At 71.8% G+C, this 13,535-nt stretch carries 15 protein-coding genes; 2 read left to right on the forward strand and 13 right to left on the reverse strand.

The genetic code is table 11. The annotated features are described in order from the left end of the window. Positions 1 to 73: 73 nt before the first annotated feature. From MLV88_RS01790 to MLV88_RS01845, 12 genes are all read right to left on the reverse strand, one after another. The gene (locus tag MLV88_RS01790; RefSeq protein WP_242333726.1) at positions 74 to 787 is read right to left on the reverse strand and encodes an ABC transporter ATP-binding protein; all 714 of its coding nucleotides are present in this window, start codon (positions 785 to 787) and stop codon (positions 74 to 76) included. Then, entirely contained in the window at positions 787 to 1,548 is a 762-nt protein-coding gene (locus tag MLV88_RS01795) for an ABC transporter ATP-binding protein (protein ID WP_242333729.1), read from the reverse strand. The genes MLV88_RS01790 and MLV88_RS01795 overlap by 1 nt, the downstream gene beginning before the upstream one ends. After that, a complete protein-coding gene (locus MLV88_RS01800) occupies positions 1,535 to 2,614 on the reverse strand; it encodes a branched-chain amino acid ABC transporter permease (protein ID WP_242360019.1) in 1,080 nt (359 codons plus the stop codon). Before MLV88_RS01800 ends, MLV88_RS01795 begins: the two co-directional genes overlap by 14 nt. A gap of 4 nt (positions 2,615 to 2,618) precedes the next feature. Next, entirely contained in the window at positions 2,619 to 3,512 is an 894-nt protein-coding gene (locus tag MLV88_RS01805; protein WP_242333735.1) for a branched-chain amino acid ABC transporter permease, read from the reverse strand. A gap of 73 nt (positions 3,513 to 3,585) precedes the next feature. Then, positions 3,586 to 4,734 carry an ABC transporter substrate-binding protein gene (locus tag MLV88_RS01810; protein ID WP_242360018.1) on the reverse strand — a complete coding sequence of 383 codons (1,149 nt, stop codon included), beginning with the start codon at positions 4,732 to 4,734 and terminating at the stop codon, positions 3,586 to 3,588. Between the two features lie 122 nt (positions 4,735 to 4,856). Beyond that, the gene (locus MLV88_RS01815) at positions 4,857 to 6,347 is read right to left on the reverse strand and encodes a DcaP family trimeric outer membrane transporter (protein ID WP_242333741.1); all 1,491 of its coding nucleotides are present in this window, start codon (positions 6,345 to 6,347) and stop codon (positions 4,857 to 4,859) included. Between the two features lie 59 nt (positions 6,348 to 6,406). Next, the gene (locus MLV88_RS01820; RefSeq protein ID WP_242333744.1) at positions 6,407 to 7,180 is read right to left on the reverse strand and encodes an amino acid ABC transporter ATP-binding protein; all 774 of its coding nucleotides are present in this window, start codon (positions 7,178 to 7,180) and stop codon (positions 6,407 to 6,409) included. A gap of 17 nt (positions 7,181 to 7,197) precedes the next feature. After that, entirely contained in the window at positions 7,198 to 7,983 is a 786-nt protein-coding gene (locus tag MLV88_RS01825) for an amino acid ABC transporter permease (protein ID WP_242333746.1), read from the reverse strand. 40 nt (positions 7,984 to 8,023) lie between these two features. Next, positions 8,024 to 8,773, reverse strand: coding sequence for an ABC transporter substrate-binding protein (locus tag MLV88_RS01830; protein ID WP_242370598.1), 750 nt, complete (start codon positions 8,771 to 8,773; stop codon positions 8,024 to 8,026). A 236-nt stretch (positions 8,774 to 9,009) separates the two neighbouring features. Continuing rightward, the gene (locus MLV88_RS01835) at positions 9,010 to 10,275 is read right to left on the reverse strand and encodes an MFS transporter (RefSeq protein WP_242333752.1); all 1,266 of its coding nucleotides are present in this window, start codon (positions 10,273 to 10,275) and stop codon (positions 9,010 to 9,012) included. A gap of 88 nt (positions 10,276 to 10,363) precedes the next feature. After that, a complete protein-coding gene (locus MLV88_RS01840) occupies positions 10,364 to 11,011 on the reverse strand; it encodes a glutathione S-transferase (protein WP_242333755.1) in 648 nt (215 codons plus the stop codon). A gap of 5 nt (positions 11,012 to 11,016) precedes the next feature. Then, the gene (locus MLV88_RS01845) at positions 11,017 to 11,337 is read right to left on the reverse strand and encodes a DUF2917 domain-containing protein (protein ID WP_242333758.1); all 321 of its coding nucleotides are present in this window, start codon (positions 11,335 to 11,337) and stop codon (positions 11,017 to 11,019) included. Positions 11,338 to 11,471: 134 nt separating this feature from the next. Between MLV88_RS01845 and MLV88_RS01850 the strand changes: the two genes are divergently transcribed. Next, complete coding sequence (locus MLV88_RS01850; RefSeq protein ID WP_242353503.1) at positions 11,472 to 12,416, forward strand: LysR family transcriptional regulator; 945 nt, start codon at positions 11,472 to 11,474, stop codon at positions 12,414 to 12,416. On the opposite strand, the gene MLV88_RS01855 is transcribed toward MLV88_RS01850, so the two are convergent. Then, on the reverse strand, positions 12,376 to 12,999 hold the full coding sequence (locus tag MLV88_RS01855) for a LysE family translocator (RefSeq protein ID WP_242333764.1): 624 nt from the start codon (positions 12,997 to 12,999) through the stop codon (positions 12,376 to 12,378). The genes MLV88_RS01850 and MLV88_RS01855 overlap by 41 nt on opposite strands. Before the next feature lie 107 nt (positions 13,000 to 13,106). On the opposite strand from MLV88_RS01855, the gene MLV88_RS01860 reads away from it, so the two are divergent. After that, positions 13,107 to 13,535, forward strand: a complete 429-nt coding sequence (locus MLV88_RS01860; protein ID WP_242333767.1) for an OsmC family protein — start codon at positions 13,107 to 13,109, stop codon at positions 13,533 to 13,535.

Consider the following 13,535-nt stretch of genomic DNA (forward strand, 5'->3'; position numbering starts at 1 on the left):
GCGCCGGCGCCGATGGCGAGACGTCAGCGAGTGAAGCGGATCCCGCGCGCGGGGGCGCAGGCCGCGAGCCACCTCACGCGTGCGCCTCGCCGAGGTACGCGTGGCGCACGCGATCGTCCTTCAGGAGGTCCTTGCCCGGCCCGTGGAAGGTGATGCGGCCCGTCTCGAGGACGTAGCCGTAGTCGGCAATCTCGAGCGCCGCCTTCGCGTTCTGCTCGACGAGCAACACGGTGACCCCCTCCGCGTTGATGGCCTTCACGATGTCGAAGATCATCTTCACGATGAGCGGGGCGAGGCCGAGCGACGGCTCGTCCATCATCAGGAGCCGGGGACGGGTCATGAGCGCGCGCCCCACCGCGAGCATCTGCTGCTCGCCGCCGGAGAGCGTGCCGGCCTTCTGGCTCACCCGCTCCTTCAGGCGCGGAAACAGCCCGAACACCTTCTCGCGGTCGGCGGCGATGCCCGGCTTGTCGGACCGCGAGTAGGCGCCGAGCGTCAGGTTCTCGTCCACCGTGAGGTTCGGGAAGACGTGGCGGCCCTCGGGGACGAGGCACACGCCGCGGGACACGATGTCCTTGGTGGGGAGCCCGGTGAGCACCTCGCCGTTCCAGGTGACGGTCCCGCGCGACGGCTTCACGAGCCCGACGATGGACTTGAGGGTGGTGCTCTTGCCCGCGCCGTTCGCGCCGATGAGGCTCACGATGGAGCCGTCGGGCACGTCGAGCGCGATGCCCTGGAGCGCGTGGATGCCGCCGTAATGAGCGGAGAGCTGCTCGACCTTCAGCATCACTGGGCTCCCAGGTACGCTTCGATGACCTTGGGGTCGTTCTGGATCGCGGCCGGATCGCCCTGGGCGATCGTCTGCCCGTACTCGAGGACGTAGATGCGGTGGCAGACCCCCATCACCACCTGCATGTGGTGCTCGATGAGGAGGATGGTCAGGCCGAACTGATCGCGGATCCGCCGGATGAAGTGCATGAGCTCGAGGGACTCCTGCGGGTTCATGCCGGCCGCGGGCTCGTCGAGCAGCAGCATCGTCGGCCGCGTCGCGAGGGCGCGCACGATCTCGAGGCGCCGCTGCTTCCCGTAGGGGAGGCTCGTGGCGAGCTCGTCCGCGTTCGACTCGAGGCCCACCTCGCGCAGCAGGTCGAGGGCGAACGCGCGGGCCTCGGCGTCCCGGCGGCGATAGCCCGGCAGGTGGAGCGTCGCCTCGAAGACGTTGGGGCGGAGCCGCAGGTGGCAGCCGACGAGGACGTTCTCGAGGACCGACATCTCCTTGAAGAGCCGGATGTTCTGGAACGTCCGCGCGACCCCGCGCCTGGCGATCTCGTGGCGCGGCATGCCGGTGATGTCCTCGCCGGCGAAGAGCACCCTCCCCTCCGTGGGCGTGTTCATCCCGGTGATCACGTTGAAGGCGGTGGTCTTCCCGGCGCCGTTCGGCCCGATGAGGCCGACGATCTCGTCCTTCTCGATGCGGACCTCGAGGCGGGAGACGGCGGTGAGGCCGCCGAACCGCATGGTGACGCGCTCGGTGCTAAGCAACGCCATGCGTCCCCCCGTCGGTGCCGGCCGGCCCGCTCCTCCGCCACGGCAGCCTCGCCCTCGACAGCATCGCCCACGAGAACTCGCGGCTGCCCATGAGCCCGCGCTGCCGGAAGATCACGACCGCCATCAGCAGCGCCGAGAACACCACCATGCGCAGGCCCGGGCGCGCGTCGAGCTGGAAGACGCCGAGGTCGAGGGGGCCGTCCAGGAAGCGGAGCGCCTCCATGAGGATCGTCACCGCGATGGAGGCGATCACCGAGCCGGTGATGGAGGCCATCCCGCCGAGCACGACCACGAGCAGGATGTTGAACGTCAGCATGAACGTGAACATCTTCGGGTCGATGGTGGTGAGCAGGTGGCCGAGGAGCGCGCCGCCGACTCCCGCCATGAAGCTCGAGACGGTGAAGCTCACCACCTTCGTGCGGAACACGTTCACGCCCATCGCCCCGGCGGCGATCTCGTCGTCCCGCACCGCCTTGAGCGCCCGCCCGTAGGCCGAGCGCGTGAGGAGGATCATGAAGAGGACGGACAGCGCGGCGCAGCCCCAGACCTCCCAGGTCCCGGCGAACTTGGGCAGCCCCTTGAGCCCCAGGGCGCCGTTCGTGATCGGCTGCGCGTTGGTGAGGACGACGCGGATGATCTCGGCGAAGCCGAGGGTGGCGATGGCGAGGTAGTCGTCCCGGAGGCGCAGCGCCGGCGCCGCGATGACGAACCCGAGCCCCGCCGCGACGAGCCCCGCCACCACGAGCGCCGGGATGAAGGGGATCGAGAGGTGCGCGAGCCACGGCGCGATGGGCTCGAGGAAGAAGTTCATCTCCTTCTGCTCGGCGGTCATCGTGAGCAGGGCGCTCGTGTAGGCGCCGACCGCCATGAAGCCCGCGTGGCCCAGCGAGAAGAGGCCGGTGAACCCGTTCACGAGGTTCAGGGAGAGCGCCAGCACGACGTAGATGCCGCACAGGTCGAGGACGCGCAGGGCGAAGGCGTCGAAGGTGGCGTCGGCGACGCCGAGGAACACGGCGAAGGCGGCGACGGCCGCGAGCGTGTAGAGGTGCGTGCGCTTCGGCTTCATGGCGTCACACCTTCTCGACGTGGCGCCCGCCGAGGAGGCCCGAGGGCTTCACCAGGAGGACGACGATGAGGAGCACGAACGCGAACGCGTCGCGGTAGCCGGTGAGCGTCGGCAGGAACGCGACGGTGAGGAGCTCGATCCCGCCGAGCAGGAAGCCGCCCAGCACCGCCCCCTGGATGCTGCCGATCCCGCCGATGACCGCCGCGATGAAGCACTTGAGGCCCGGCATCGTGCCCATGAGCGGGTTCAGCTGCGGGTACTTGTAGGACCACATGATGCCGCCGACCGCGGCGAGCAGCGAGCCGGCGCCGAACGTGAACGAGATGATGCGGTTCACGTCGATCGCCTGCAGGCGCGCGGCGTCGAGATCGGTCGAGACGGCGCGCATCGCCATCCCGGTCTTCGTCCGGTGCACGACCCAGAGGAGGATCGCCAGCACCACGAAGGTGAGGACCGGGATGACGACGCTCACCGACATGACCGAGACACCGCCCAGCCCGAGCTTGACGTTCATGACGTCGGGGACCAGGACGCCCTTGGGGCGGCCGCCGAACACCACGATGCCGACGTTCTCGATGAGGAACGAGGCGCCGATGGCGCTGATCATCACCGAGATGCGCGGGGAGTCCCGCAGCGGGCGGTACGCGACGCGCTCGAGCACCACGCCGAAGAGCGCGGTGACCAGGATGGCGAGGAGGAAGGCCGCCCACCAGGGAAGGAGGAACGTCGCCACGGCGTAGAACGCCAGGTAGGCGCCCAGCATGAAGACGTCGCCGTGGGCGAAGTTGATGAGCCGCAGGATGCCGTACACCATCGTGTAGCCGATGGCGATGAGGGCGTAGAGGCTGCCCAGGGACAGGGCATTCGCCAGGTGCTGCAGGAAGAGCGCGAGTGTCATGACGCCTCGGGGCCTCTGCGGCGGGCGCGGGGGGCTGCACCCGCCCCCCGGCCGCCGCGATGAGCTCCTGGCCCTACGGCTGAACCGTGGTCAGGTAGGTGAACTTCCCGCCCTTGACGACCTTGATGACCGCGCTCTTCGTGGCGTCGCGGTTCTGGTCGAACGTGATGTGGCCGGCCGCGCCCGGGAAGCGCTGCGTGGCGGCGAGCGCGTCGCGGATCTTCACGCCGTCGAGGCTGCCCGCCTTCTCGATGGCCGAGCGCACCACGAGGTAGCCGTCGAAGCCGAGCGCGGTCACCGCGGCGGGCTCCTTGTTGTACTGCTTGCGGTACGCGTCGAGGAACGTCTTGCTGGTCTCGGTGATGGGCACCTCGGTCGCGAAGAACGTCGAGAACACCGCGCCCTCGACCGCCTGCTTGCCGACGTCCACGAACTCGGGGGTCTCCCAGGTGTCGCCGCCGAGGAAGGGCGCGGTGATCCCGAGCTCGCGCGCCTGCTTGATGACGAGCGCGCTCTCCGTGTAGTTGCCCGGGGCGAAGATCACGTCGGGGTTCATGGACTTCGCGGTGGTGAGCTGGGCCGTGAAGTCCTGGTCGTTCGTGTTGTAGTTGAGCTCCGAGAGGATCGCGCCCTCGTCGCCGGTGAGCTTCTTGAAGCTGTCGGAGAAGAACCGGGCGAGGCCCACCGAGTAGTCGTTCGAGACCTCGCGGATGATGACCGCCTTCTTGGCCTTGAGGTCCTTGAAGGCGTAGTTCGCCATCACCGTGCCCTGGAACGGGTCGATGAAGCAGACGCGGAAGTAGTACTCGTTGCCCTTCGTGACGAGCGGGTTCGTCGCGGAGAGCGCGATGGCGGGTACCTTCTTGTCCTTGACGATCGGGCCGGCCGCCATGGACAGCGACGAGCCCCACGAGCCCAGGACGGCGGCGACCTTGTCCTGATCGACCAGCCGCTGGGCGGCGTTGGCCGCCTCGACCTTGTCGGACTTGTTGTCCGAGACGACGAGCTCGATCTTGAGCTCCTTGTCGCCGACCTTCACGGTGGGGAACATCTCGTTCGCGAGCTTGATCCCCTCCACCTCCATCGCCCCGCCGGCCGCGTTCGCGCCGGTCATCGGCTCGAACACGCCGATCTTGACGGTGGTGGGCGTCGAGGACTTCTTCTGGCAGGCGCCGAGCGAGACGAGCGCGAGGGCGCCGAGGACGAGACCGAGGGTGCGCATGTTGTTGCCTCCTGCCGAAGTCGAGACGCCGCTGCTCGGGTCTCGGTTGGGTACCGCCGGGATGAGGACCCGCGCAGGGTTGCACGCCGGCTCATGGCGGGCAAGGCGCGCGGGACCGCGCGTCAGTTCACGTAGTACTTCACCGAGAAGTCGAGGCGCTGATCCTCGCCCCGCTCGCCGGCGAGCGTCCTCCGCTGCGCCCAGATGCCCTCCACGCCGACGTCCACGCCCTTCACCGGCGTGAAGATCGGGCCGACGTGGAGCTGCTGCACCGAGCGGTTCACGCCGTACCGGCCGCCGTCGAGGCCGGTCGCCTTCGCCACGTCGGTGTAGGAGCCGTCGAGGTCCCGCGTAGCGCCGTAGACGAAGTTCACGCGCACCCAGCCCGCGGGCTTGAGCTGGTAGCCGGCGATGACGCCGACGGCGCGCTCGGTCCGGATCCGGCCGGCCGCCGCGTCGTAGAGGGCCCCCTCGATGTAGTTGAGGTAGCGGCCGATGCCGTCGCCGCCCGTGACCTGCAGCGCGAGCCAGTCGGAGCCGCGCACCTTGAACGAGGCGCTCGCCGCCGCGCCCCAGCCGCGCGCCGCGGCCTTCGTGCCGTCGCCGTCGTCGAAGCGGAGCTCCTGCGTCATCGCGCGGGCGCCGAGCGCGCCCCACTGGAACCCCTTGTCCCAGCGGACCACCACGTCCGGCACGCGCGAGAGGCTCGTGGGGATGGGGAGGCCGTAGTCCGGGTTCGGGCTGTCGGCGGGGCCGGCGCGGGAGTCGAGCACGTAGCTCGAGGAGTTCTCGAGCGCGACGGTGAAGCCGCCGGCCGACTGCGTCGCGTAGGTGTAGCGGATGACCGGCTGGCGGATGAAGGTGGCGCCCGTGGGGCCGTTGTAGTCGACGGTCTCCGGGTAGTTGTCCACGTCCATGAACGTGGACCACGTCTGGCCGACGAGGAGGCCGCCGAAGACGCCGTAGAGGTGGCGGACCCGGAAGCCGTAGCTGCTCGTCTGCTGCTGGGTGAAGAGGTTCTCCGGCGCGCCGTACTGGGCGGTGTTCCCGGTGCGCGGCTCGTTGTTGAAGTCGCCCTCGATCTTGACGCCGAGGACGCCGTACCGCGTCGGCGTGGCCGCGTCGATGCCGAGCCGGGAGGTGCGGGCGGTGAGGTAGTCCCGGTTCGTGCGCCGCCCCGCGGCCGTCCCCTCGAGCGGCAGGTACGGAGCGAAGGTCGCGTAGTCGATGTCCGAGTTGTCGGGGCCGAACGCGTGCACCCAGTTCAGCTCCGCGAACCCGTACAGCCGGAGCGAGAGCTCCGTGCCGGGCACCCGGAACGAGCCGGGGACGTCCCCCGCGACCACCGCGTCCTTCTGCTGGATCTCGACCACGTCCACGCGCTCCGCGAGCGCGGCCACCTGCTCCGCCGCCGGGGCGGGCGGCGGGGTGTAGGAGGCGGGCGTGGGCGCGGCCGCCCTCGCCTTCAGGGCCTCGAGCTCCTCCGCGAGCCGCTTCACCTCGGCCCGCAGGGCCTGGACGTCGTCCGGCCGGGCCGCCTCCTCGGCGCGGGCGGCGCCGCCGAGCAGCAGGGTCAGGAGGGAGATGCCGAAGATCGTGTTGCGCGTGCTCATCCGTGTCCTCTGCGAAAGCTCCCGCTCGCGGGCGAAGCGCCCGAGTGGAGATGTCACTGTCAGTGAGATATCTGGCCCAGGAACGCCCGGATCCGGTCGTTGCGCTGGCGCTCGAAGAACTCGTCCGCGGGGGCGTCCTGCAGGAGCTCCCCGTGGTCGAAGAAGAGGATCCGGTCCCCGACCTCGCGCGCGAACCGCATCTCGTGCGTGACGACGATCATCGTCATGCCGGACCGCGCCAGGTCCTTCATCACGTCGAGGACCTCGTTGATCATCTCGGGATCGAGCGCGCTCGTCGGCTCGTCGAAGAGCAGCACCTTCGGGTTCATCGCGAGCGCGCGGGCGATGGCCACGCGCTGCTGCTGGCCGCCGGAGAGCTGGAAGGGGTACTTGTGGACGTGGTCGGCGAGGCCGACGCGCGTGAGCAGCTCGAGCGCGGCGCGGGTCGCCTCGGCGCGCGGCGTGCCCCGGACCCGCCGCGGCGCGAGCGCCACGTTCTCGAGCGCCGTGAGGTGCGGGAACAGGTTGAACTGCTGGAACACCATGCCGACCTCGCGGCGGATGGCGTCGAGGTTGCGGACGTTGTCGTCGAGCTCGATCCCGTCCACCACGATGCGCCCGGAGTCGTGCTTCTCGAGGCGGTTCAGCGTCCGGAGGAAGGTGGACTTGCCGGAGCCGGAGGCGCCGATGATCACGGCCACCTCGCCCTCGAAGAAGCGCGTCGTCACGCCGCGCAGCACGTGAGCCGGGCCGAAGTGCTTGTTCACGCCCTCGGCGACGATGAGCGGCGGCCGGTCGGTGGCGAGCGAAGGAGCGGAGTGTACGAGCGACATGAGGTCCGTCCTGCCGCTCAGCGCCGCTGCTCGAGGTCGAGCCGCTGCTCGATCGCCCCGGAGATCCGGGTGAGCACGGTGGTGAGGACGAGGTAGATCGTGGCGGTCGTGGCGAGCGTCGGCACCGGCTCGAAGGTGGCGGCCTGGAGCCGGTTGCCCACGTTCGAGAGCTCCACCACCCCGATCACGTAGGCGAGCGACGAGTCCTTGAGCAGGGCCACCACGTTGTTCACGAGCGGCGGGAGCGCGATCTTGAACGCCTGGGGGAAGACCACGTCGCGGAAGGTCTGCAAGGGGGACAGGCCCAGCGCGCGGGCGGCCTCGGTCTGCCCCTTCGGCACCGCGACGATGCCGGCGCGGATCGCCTCCGCGTTGTAGGCGCCGACGTTCACCGCCAGCGCGACCACCGCCGAGGTGAAGTCGGAGAGCTGGAGGCCCGGGACGATCGCCGGCAGCGCGAAGTACACGAACAGCACCTGCACGAGGAGCGGCGTGCCGCGCACGGCCCAGACGTACAGGTCGGCCGCCCAGCGGATCGGCGGGAACGGCGCGAGCTTCGCCACGGCGGTGAGGACGCCGATGGCGATCCCGGCGAGGCCGGAGGCGAGCGTCAGCCAGACGGTGACGCGCGTGCCGCTCGCGAACTCGTCGGCGACCGGGCCGACGGGGTCCGGCATCCACGAGAGCGGCTTCGCCACGCCCCACATGAACAGCACGAGCACCACCGCCGACGCGGCGATGGTCGCGGTGCTGCGCTGCTGGCGCGTCCAGCGCGCGGGCCAGACGCCGAGTGCGACGTTCATGGGACCGGCTCGAGGGCGGTGCCGTCGGAGCGACGCCGGCTCACCGGCAGCGGACGTCCTCGTTCAGATACTTCCTGGAGATCTTCTCGTACGTCCCGTCGGCCATGATGTCCGCGAGGGCCTTGTTCAGCGCCGCCTGGAGCGAGCCGTTGCCCTTCTTCACGGCCATGGCGATGCGCTCCACGAAGACGAAGTCGCCGATCTTCAGCCCCGCGCCGCCGGCGGACTCGACCGCCGCCTTGGCCACGAAGCGATCGGTCACCCATGCGTCGACCCGCCCGGCCGCGAGCGCGGAGCGGGCGTCGGTGTCCTTGGGGAAGTTCTTGACCTCCTTGAGGCCGGGGATCTTCTGGACGTGCGCGAGGTAGGTCGTGCCGGTCTGCACGGCGACGACCTTCCCGGCGAGATCCTTCACCGTGCGGATCGCGGGGTCCTTCGCGACGATGACGCCGCCCGAGCAGTAGTGCGGATCGGTGAACGTGACCGCCTTGGCGCGCTCCTCGCTCACGCCGAACGAGGCGATCACCATGTCCCAGCGATCCTGCCGGAGCCCGGCGAGCAGCGCGTCGAACGACAGGGCCCGCCACTCGATCGCGACGCCCAGCTTCTTCGCGAGGGCCTCCGCGACGTCGATCTCGAAGCCGGTGAGGGTCGGCCCGCGGAAGAAGTTGAAAGGAGGGAACGCGCCCTCCGAGGCGACGACCATCGTCCCCGACGCCTTGATCTCCTCGAAGGTGCGGGCCTGGGCGGGCAGCGCGGCGAGGGTCAGCGTGAGGGCGAGGAGCTTCATGGGGGTCTTCATCGCGCGGTTCCCTGGAGTCGGAGTTGCGCGGACCCTCCGCGCCGGACGCACACGAGGTCTCGGTGGGGGGCGAGCGGGGCGCGCCCCTGGACCTCGGCGCGGGGTGGTAGCCCGCGTGGGGCGCGCTTGTCAATCGGTCGCGGGACGCCGGACGCCCGGCCCGGCGCGTCGAGCCGGACGAGGCGGCCGCGGGCGGTCGGCGGCGGGCGGCCGGGCCGCTTCGGTCACGCCGTGCGCACGGGGGAGAGCTCGACCTCGGGCCGGGCGCGGCCGCGCCCGATCGCGAGCGCCAGCAGCGCGGCGGCCATGCAGATCGCGCCGGAGGCGAGGAACGCCAGGCGGTAGTCGCCGAGCTCCGTCCGGACGAGGCCGGCGCCCAGCGCGGCCAGCGCGGCGCCCACCTGGTGGGACGCGAACACCCAGCCGTACACGATGGGCGCGTCGTCCTTGCCGAACGCGTCGGTCGCGAGCCTCACGGTCGGCGGCACCGTCGCGATCCAGTCGAGCCCGTAGAACACGCTGAACAGGCCGAGCCCGTCGCCGTGGTGGAGCGCGCCGGGGAGGAAGACGAGCGAGAGCCCGCGCAGCGCGTAGTAGGTGAACAAGAGGCGCCTGCTGTCCCACCTGTCCGTGAGCCAGCCCGAGGCGGTGGTGCCCACGAGATCGAAGAGCCCCATCGTCGCGAGCAGGCTCGCCGCGCGGACCTCGGGGATCCCGTGGTCGAGGCAGGCGGGGATGAGGTGCGTGCCGACGAGGCCGTTCGTGCTCGCGCCGCAGACGAAGAACGTCGCGGCGAGCAGCCAGAAGTCGCGGTGCCGCATCGCCCGGCCGAGCGTGGTGACCGCGAGCACCGCGGGGTTGCCACGCCGCGAGGGGGGCGGCGGCGCCTCCGTCGCGCCGACGGGCAGGAGCCCCACCGCGGCGGGCGACTCGCGCACCACGGCGAGGACGAGCGGCACCATCGCCAGGGCGGCGACCGCCACGGCGCGGACGGCCCAGCGCCACCCCTCCGCCTCCGTCAGGTGGGCGAGGAGCGGCAGGAACAGGAGCTGCCCGGTGGCGGTGCTGGCGGTCAGCGCCCCCATCACGAGCCCGCGGCGGGCGTGGAACCAGCGCGCCACCACGACCGCGCCGAGCACGGTGGCCGCCATCCCCGAGCCGACGCCGACCAGGACGCCCCACAGGACCACGAGCTGCCACGCCGCCCGCATCTCCGTGGCGAGCAGGAGGGCGCCCGCGAGGAGCGTCATCGCGACGGCCATGGTCCGGCGGAGGCCGATCCGCTCGGCGATCGCGGCGGTGAACGGGCCCATGAGGCCGTACAGCAGGAGGTTCACGCCGATCGCGCCGGAGATCGTCGCGCGCGACCACCCGAGGTCGTGCTCGAGCGGCACGATCACCACGCCGGGCGTCGCGCGGATGGCGGCGGCGACGAGGAGCACGCCGAACGTCGCGCCGAAGACGTACCAACCGTGATGGAGCCGCCGCATCCTGGTCACCTCGTCCTCGCGCGGCGGGCAGACGGCCGCCGCCCGGGCGATTCGCCCGGCCGCACCTCGGGATCGATCCGGCCCAGCGTCAGGCCAGGTCGTACTTCGGGATGGCGTCCTGCTCGGCCGCGGCGCCCGCGACCCACTTCACCACCGCGGGGTGGCGCCAGACCGCCTCGGCGTACTCGGCCTCCGGCCCGTCCAGCGCGATGCCGTAGGTGCGGAAGCGCCCGACGACCGGGGCGAACATGACGTCGGCGATGCCGAACCCGCCGAACAGGAACTCGCCGCCCCGCGCGCCGGCGCGGAGCTCGCGCCAGATCGCGCGGACGCGGGAAACGTCGGCGAGCACGTCCTCCGCCGGCGACGCGATCGTCCGCCGGAGCCGGAGGTTCATCGGCAGGCTCGAGCGCAGCGCCTGGAAGCCCGAGTGCATCTCGGCGGACACCGCTCGCGCCACCGCCCGCGCGCCCGGCTCCGCGGGCCAGAGCCCCGCCGCGGGGAACTTCTCGGCGAGGTACTCGCAGATGGCGAGCGAGTCCCAGACGAGGAGCCCCTCGTCGCGGAGCACCGGCACGCGGCCGGCCGGCGAGATCTCGCGGATCCGCCGCGCCGTGTCGGGCCGGTCGAGCGGGACGAGCAGCTCCCGGTACGGCGCCCCCGTCAGCTCGAGCGCGAGCCAGCCCCGCATCGACCAGGACGAGTAGTTCTTGTTGCCGATGACGATCTCGAGCACGCGGTTCACCCTCGCTGGTGGGAGGCCGGGAGGATAGCAGGGCACGGGATGGTCACGGACCGCTCCCGCCGCGGCTCGCGGACCGCGAGGCGCGAAGGAGCGAGCGCGAAGGCCACGACCAGCCCGCCGGCCGGGAGCCTGAGCTCCTCGCCGGCCGCGAGGACGTGGTCCTCGAGATCGCCGGACTGCGTGACGTGGACGAGCCCCGCCTCGGCGCGCAGCACCACCCCGCGGCGGCCCGGGCGCACCCGCGTGGTCGCCTCCGCCGGAAGCTCCCGGCTCCCCGTCTCTCGAACGCTCCACCCGAACGGCCAAGCTCCGAACATGACGCCTTCCTCGCTTCCGGGGCGGATCTCCCTTCCCCGTCGAGCCTGATCTTGCTCTCCCCGACTGGCGGCGTATCTGCACGTTTGTGCACTCCGGGCGTGCACGGATGCACGGCTTTGGACAGGATGGGCTCATGTTCGCCTGGGACGACCTCCGCATCTTCCTCGCCGTGCACCGCGCGCGCAGCCACGCCGGCGCCGCGCGCGTGCTGCGCACCGCCTCCACCACCGTCGGCCGGCGCCTCTCGGCCATGGAGGCCGCCGTCGGGGCGCGCCTCTTCACGCGGACGCCGGAGGGGCTCGCGCCGAGCGCCGCCGCGCAGCGGCTCCTGCCCTACGCGGAACGCGTCGAGGCGGAGCTCCTCGAGGCGGAGCGCGCGCTCTCCGGCGCCGACTCGCGCCCGACGGGCTCGGTGCGCGTCACGACCGGCGACGGCTTCGCCTCCTTCGTCCTCGCGCCCGCGCTGCCGGCCTTCCTCGAGGCCCACCCCGGCCTCACCATCGAGATCCGGGCCGACGTCCGCGCCCTGGATCTCACCCGCGGCGAGGCGGACGTCGCGGTCCGCCTCTTCCGCCCGCGGGAGCGATCGCTCGTGGCGCGCCGCCTCGGGCTCGAGCGCTACGCCTTCTTCGCCGCGCCCGCCTACCTCGCCCGGCGCGGCACGCCGCGCCACCCGCGCGACCTCGCGCGGCACGATCTCATCCTTTATGACCAGGACTTCGACCGGATGCGCACGCAGGCCTGGGTGCGCCAGACCGCGGCCGGCGCGCGCGTCGCCGTCCGCGCCAGCACGACCACCATGATGCACGCCGCCTGCGCCGCGGGCGCTGGCATCGCGCTCCTCACGGTGAGCACGGTGCGGGACGACCCGGCGTTCGCGCCGGTGCTGCCCTCCCTCCGGCCCCCGGCGAACGAGATCTGGGCGGTGACACACCCCGAGCTGCGATCCACCGCGCGCGTGGCGACGGTGCTGCGCTGGCTCGAGGCGCTCGTCCTCGCGAGCGAGGGGCCGGCGGGGGCGGCGGAGGCGCGCGCGCTCAGCGCCGAGCCATGGCCAGACGCACGCCGAACCCGATGAGCACGAGCCCGGTGAGGCTCTCCAGGGCGCGGGTCGCCCTCGGGTGCGCGAGCGCGCCGCGCATGCGGCCGACGAACAGGGTGACGAGCGACAGCCAGATCATCCCTTCCGTGAAGTGGATGCCGGCGAGGAGGATCGACTTCGCCAGCACCGGGTCGCCCGGGCCGATGAACTGGGGCAGGAACGCGAGGTAGAAGACCGCGACCTTGGGGTTGAGGACGTTGTTGAGCATCCCCTCGACGAAGGCGCGGTGGGCGCCGACGGGCTCGAGGCCGGGCGCCGCCGCGGGGACGCCGCGCACGGCGCTCCAGATCGCCTGGAGCCCCAGGAAGACGAGGTAGGCGGCGCCGGCGAGCTTCACGAGCTCGAAGGCCCTCGCCGAGCGCACGAGGATCACGGAGAGCCCGAGCGCGGAGAGGGTCGCGTGAACGAACAGGCCGGCGCAGACGCCCAGCACCGTGAGCATGCCGGCGCGGCGCCCGCGGACGAGCGCGCTGCGGACGACGAGCAGGGTGTCGGCGCCCGGGGTGAGGGTGACGAGCGCGGCGATGCCGGTGAACGCGAGGACGCGGGCGTCGAGCATCCCTCTGCCATACACCGGCGACCTCGAGCGGGGAAACCCCGCCGCGCGCGGCGCTCGCGCCGGTTAGACTCGCCTTCTGTTTCCAGGCTTCCTACCGAGGAGCGCCCATGTCCGGCGTACCGATGACCGCAGCGATCCAGGGCCTCACCTGCCAGCTCGCCCACGGCCCTTCCGGCTCGAGCCTCACCACCGTGCCGCCCCGCGACAACGGCGGCGACGGCTCGAGCTTCTCGCCGACGGACCTCGTGGGCGCGGCGCTCGCCGCGTGCGCCCTCAGCACGATGGCGCTCGTGGCAAAGCGCGAGGGGCTCGCGTGGGGCGACGCCCGCGCCGCGGTGGAGAAGCGCATGACGCCCCCGCCGCGGCGCATCGGCGAGCTCGTGCTCGTCATCGACATGCCTCGGGAGGCGCGCCCCGAGGAGCGGGCGCGGCTCGAGGAGATCGCGCGCACCTGCCCGGTGGCGCGGAGCCTCCACCCGGACGTGAAGGTGCCGATGGAGTTCCGGTACCCGGCCGGCGACGGCCCCGTCCGCTGA

Origin of the sequence: Anaeromyxobacter soli (genome assembly GCF_022808855.1) — a bacterium.
GTDB classification, from domain to species: Bacteria; Myxococcota; Myxococcia; order Myxococcales; family Anaeromyxobacteraceae; genus Anaeromyxobacter; species Anaeromyxobacter soli.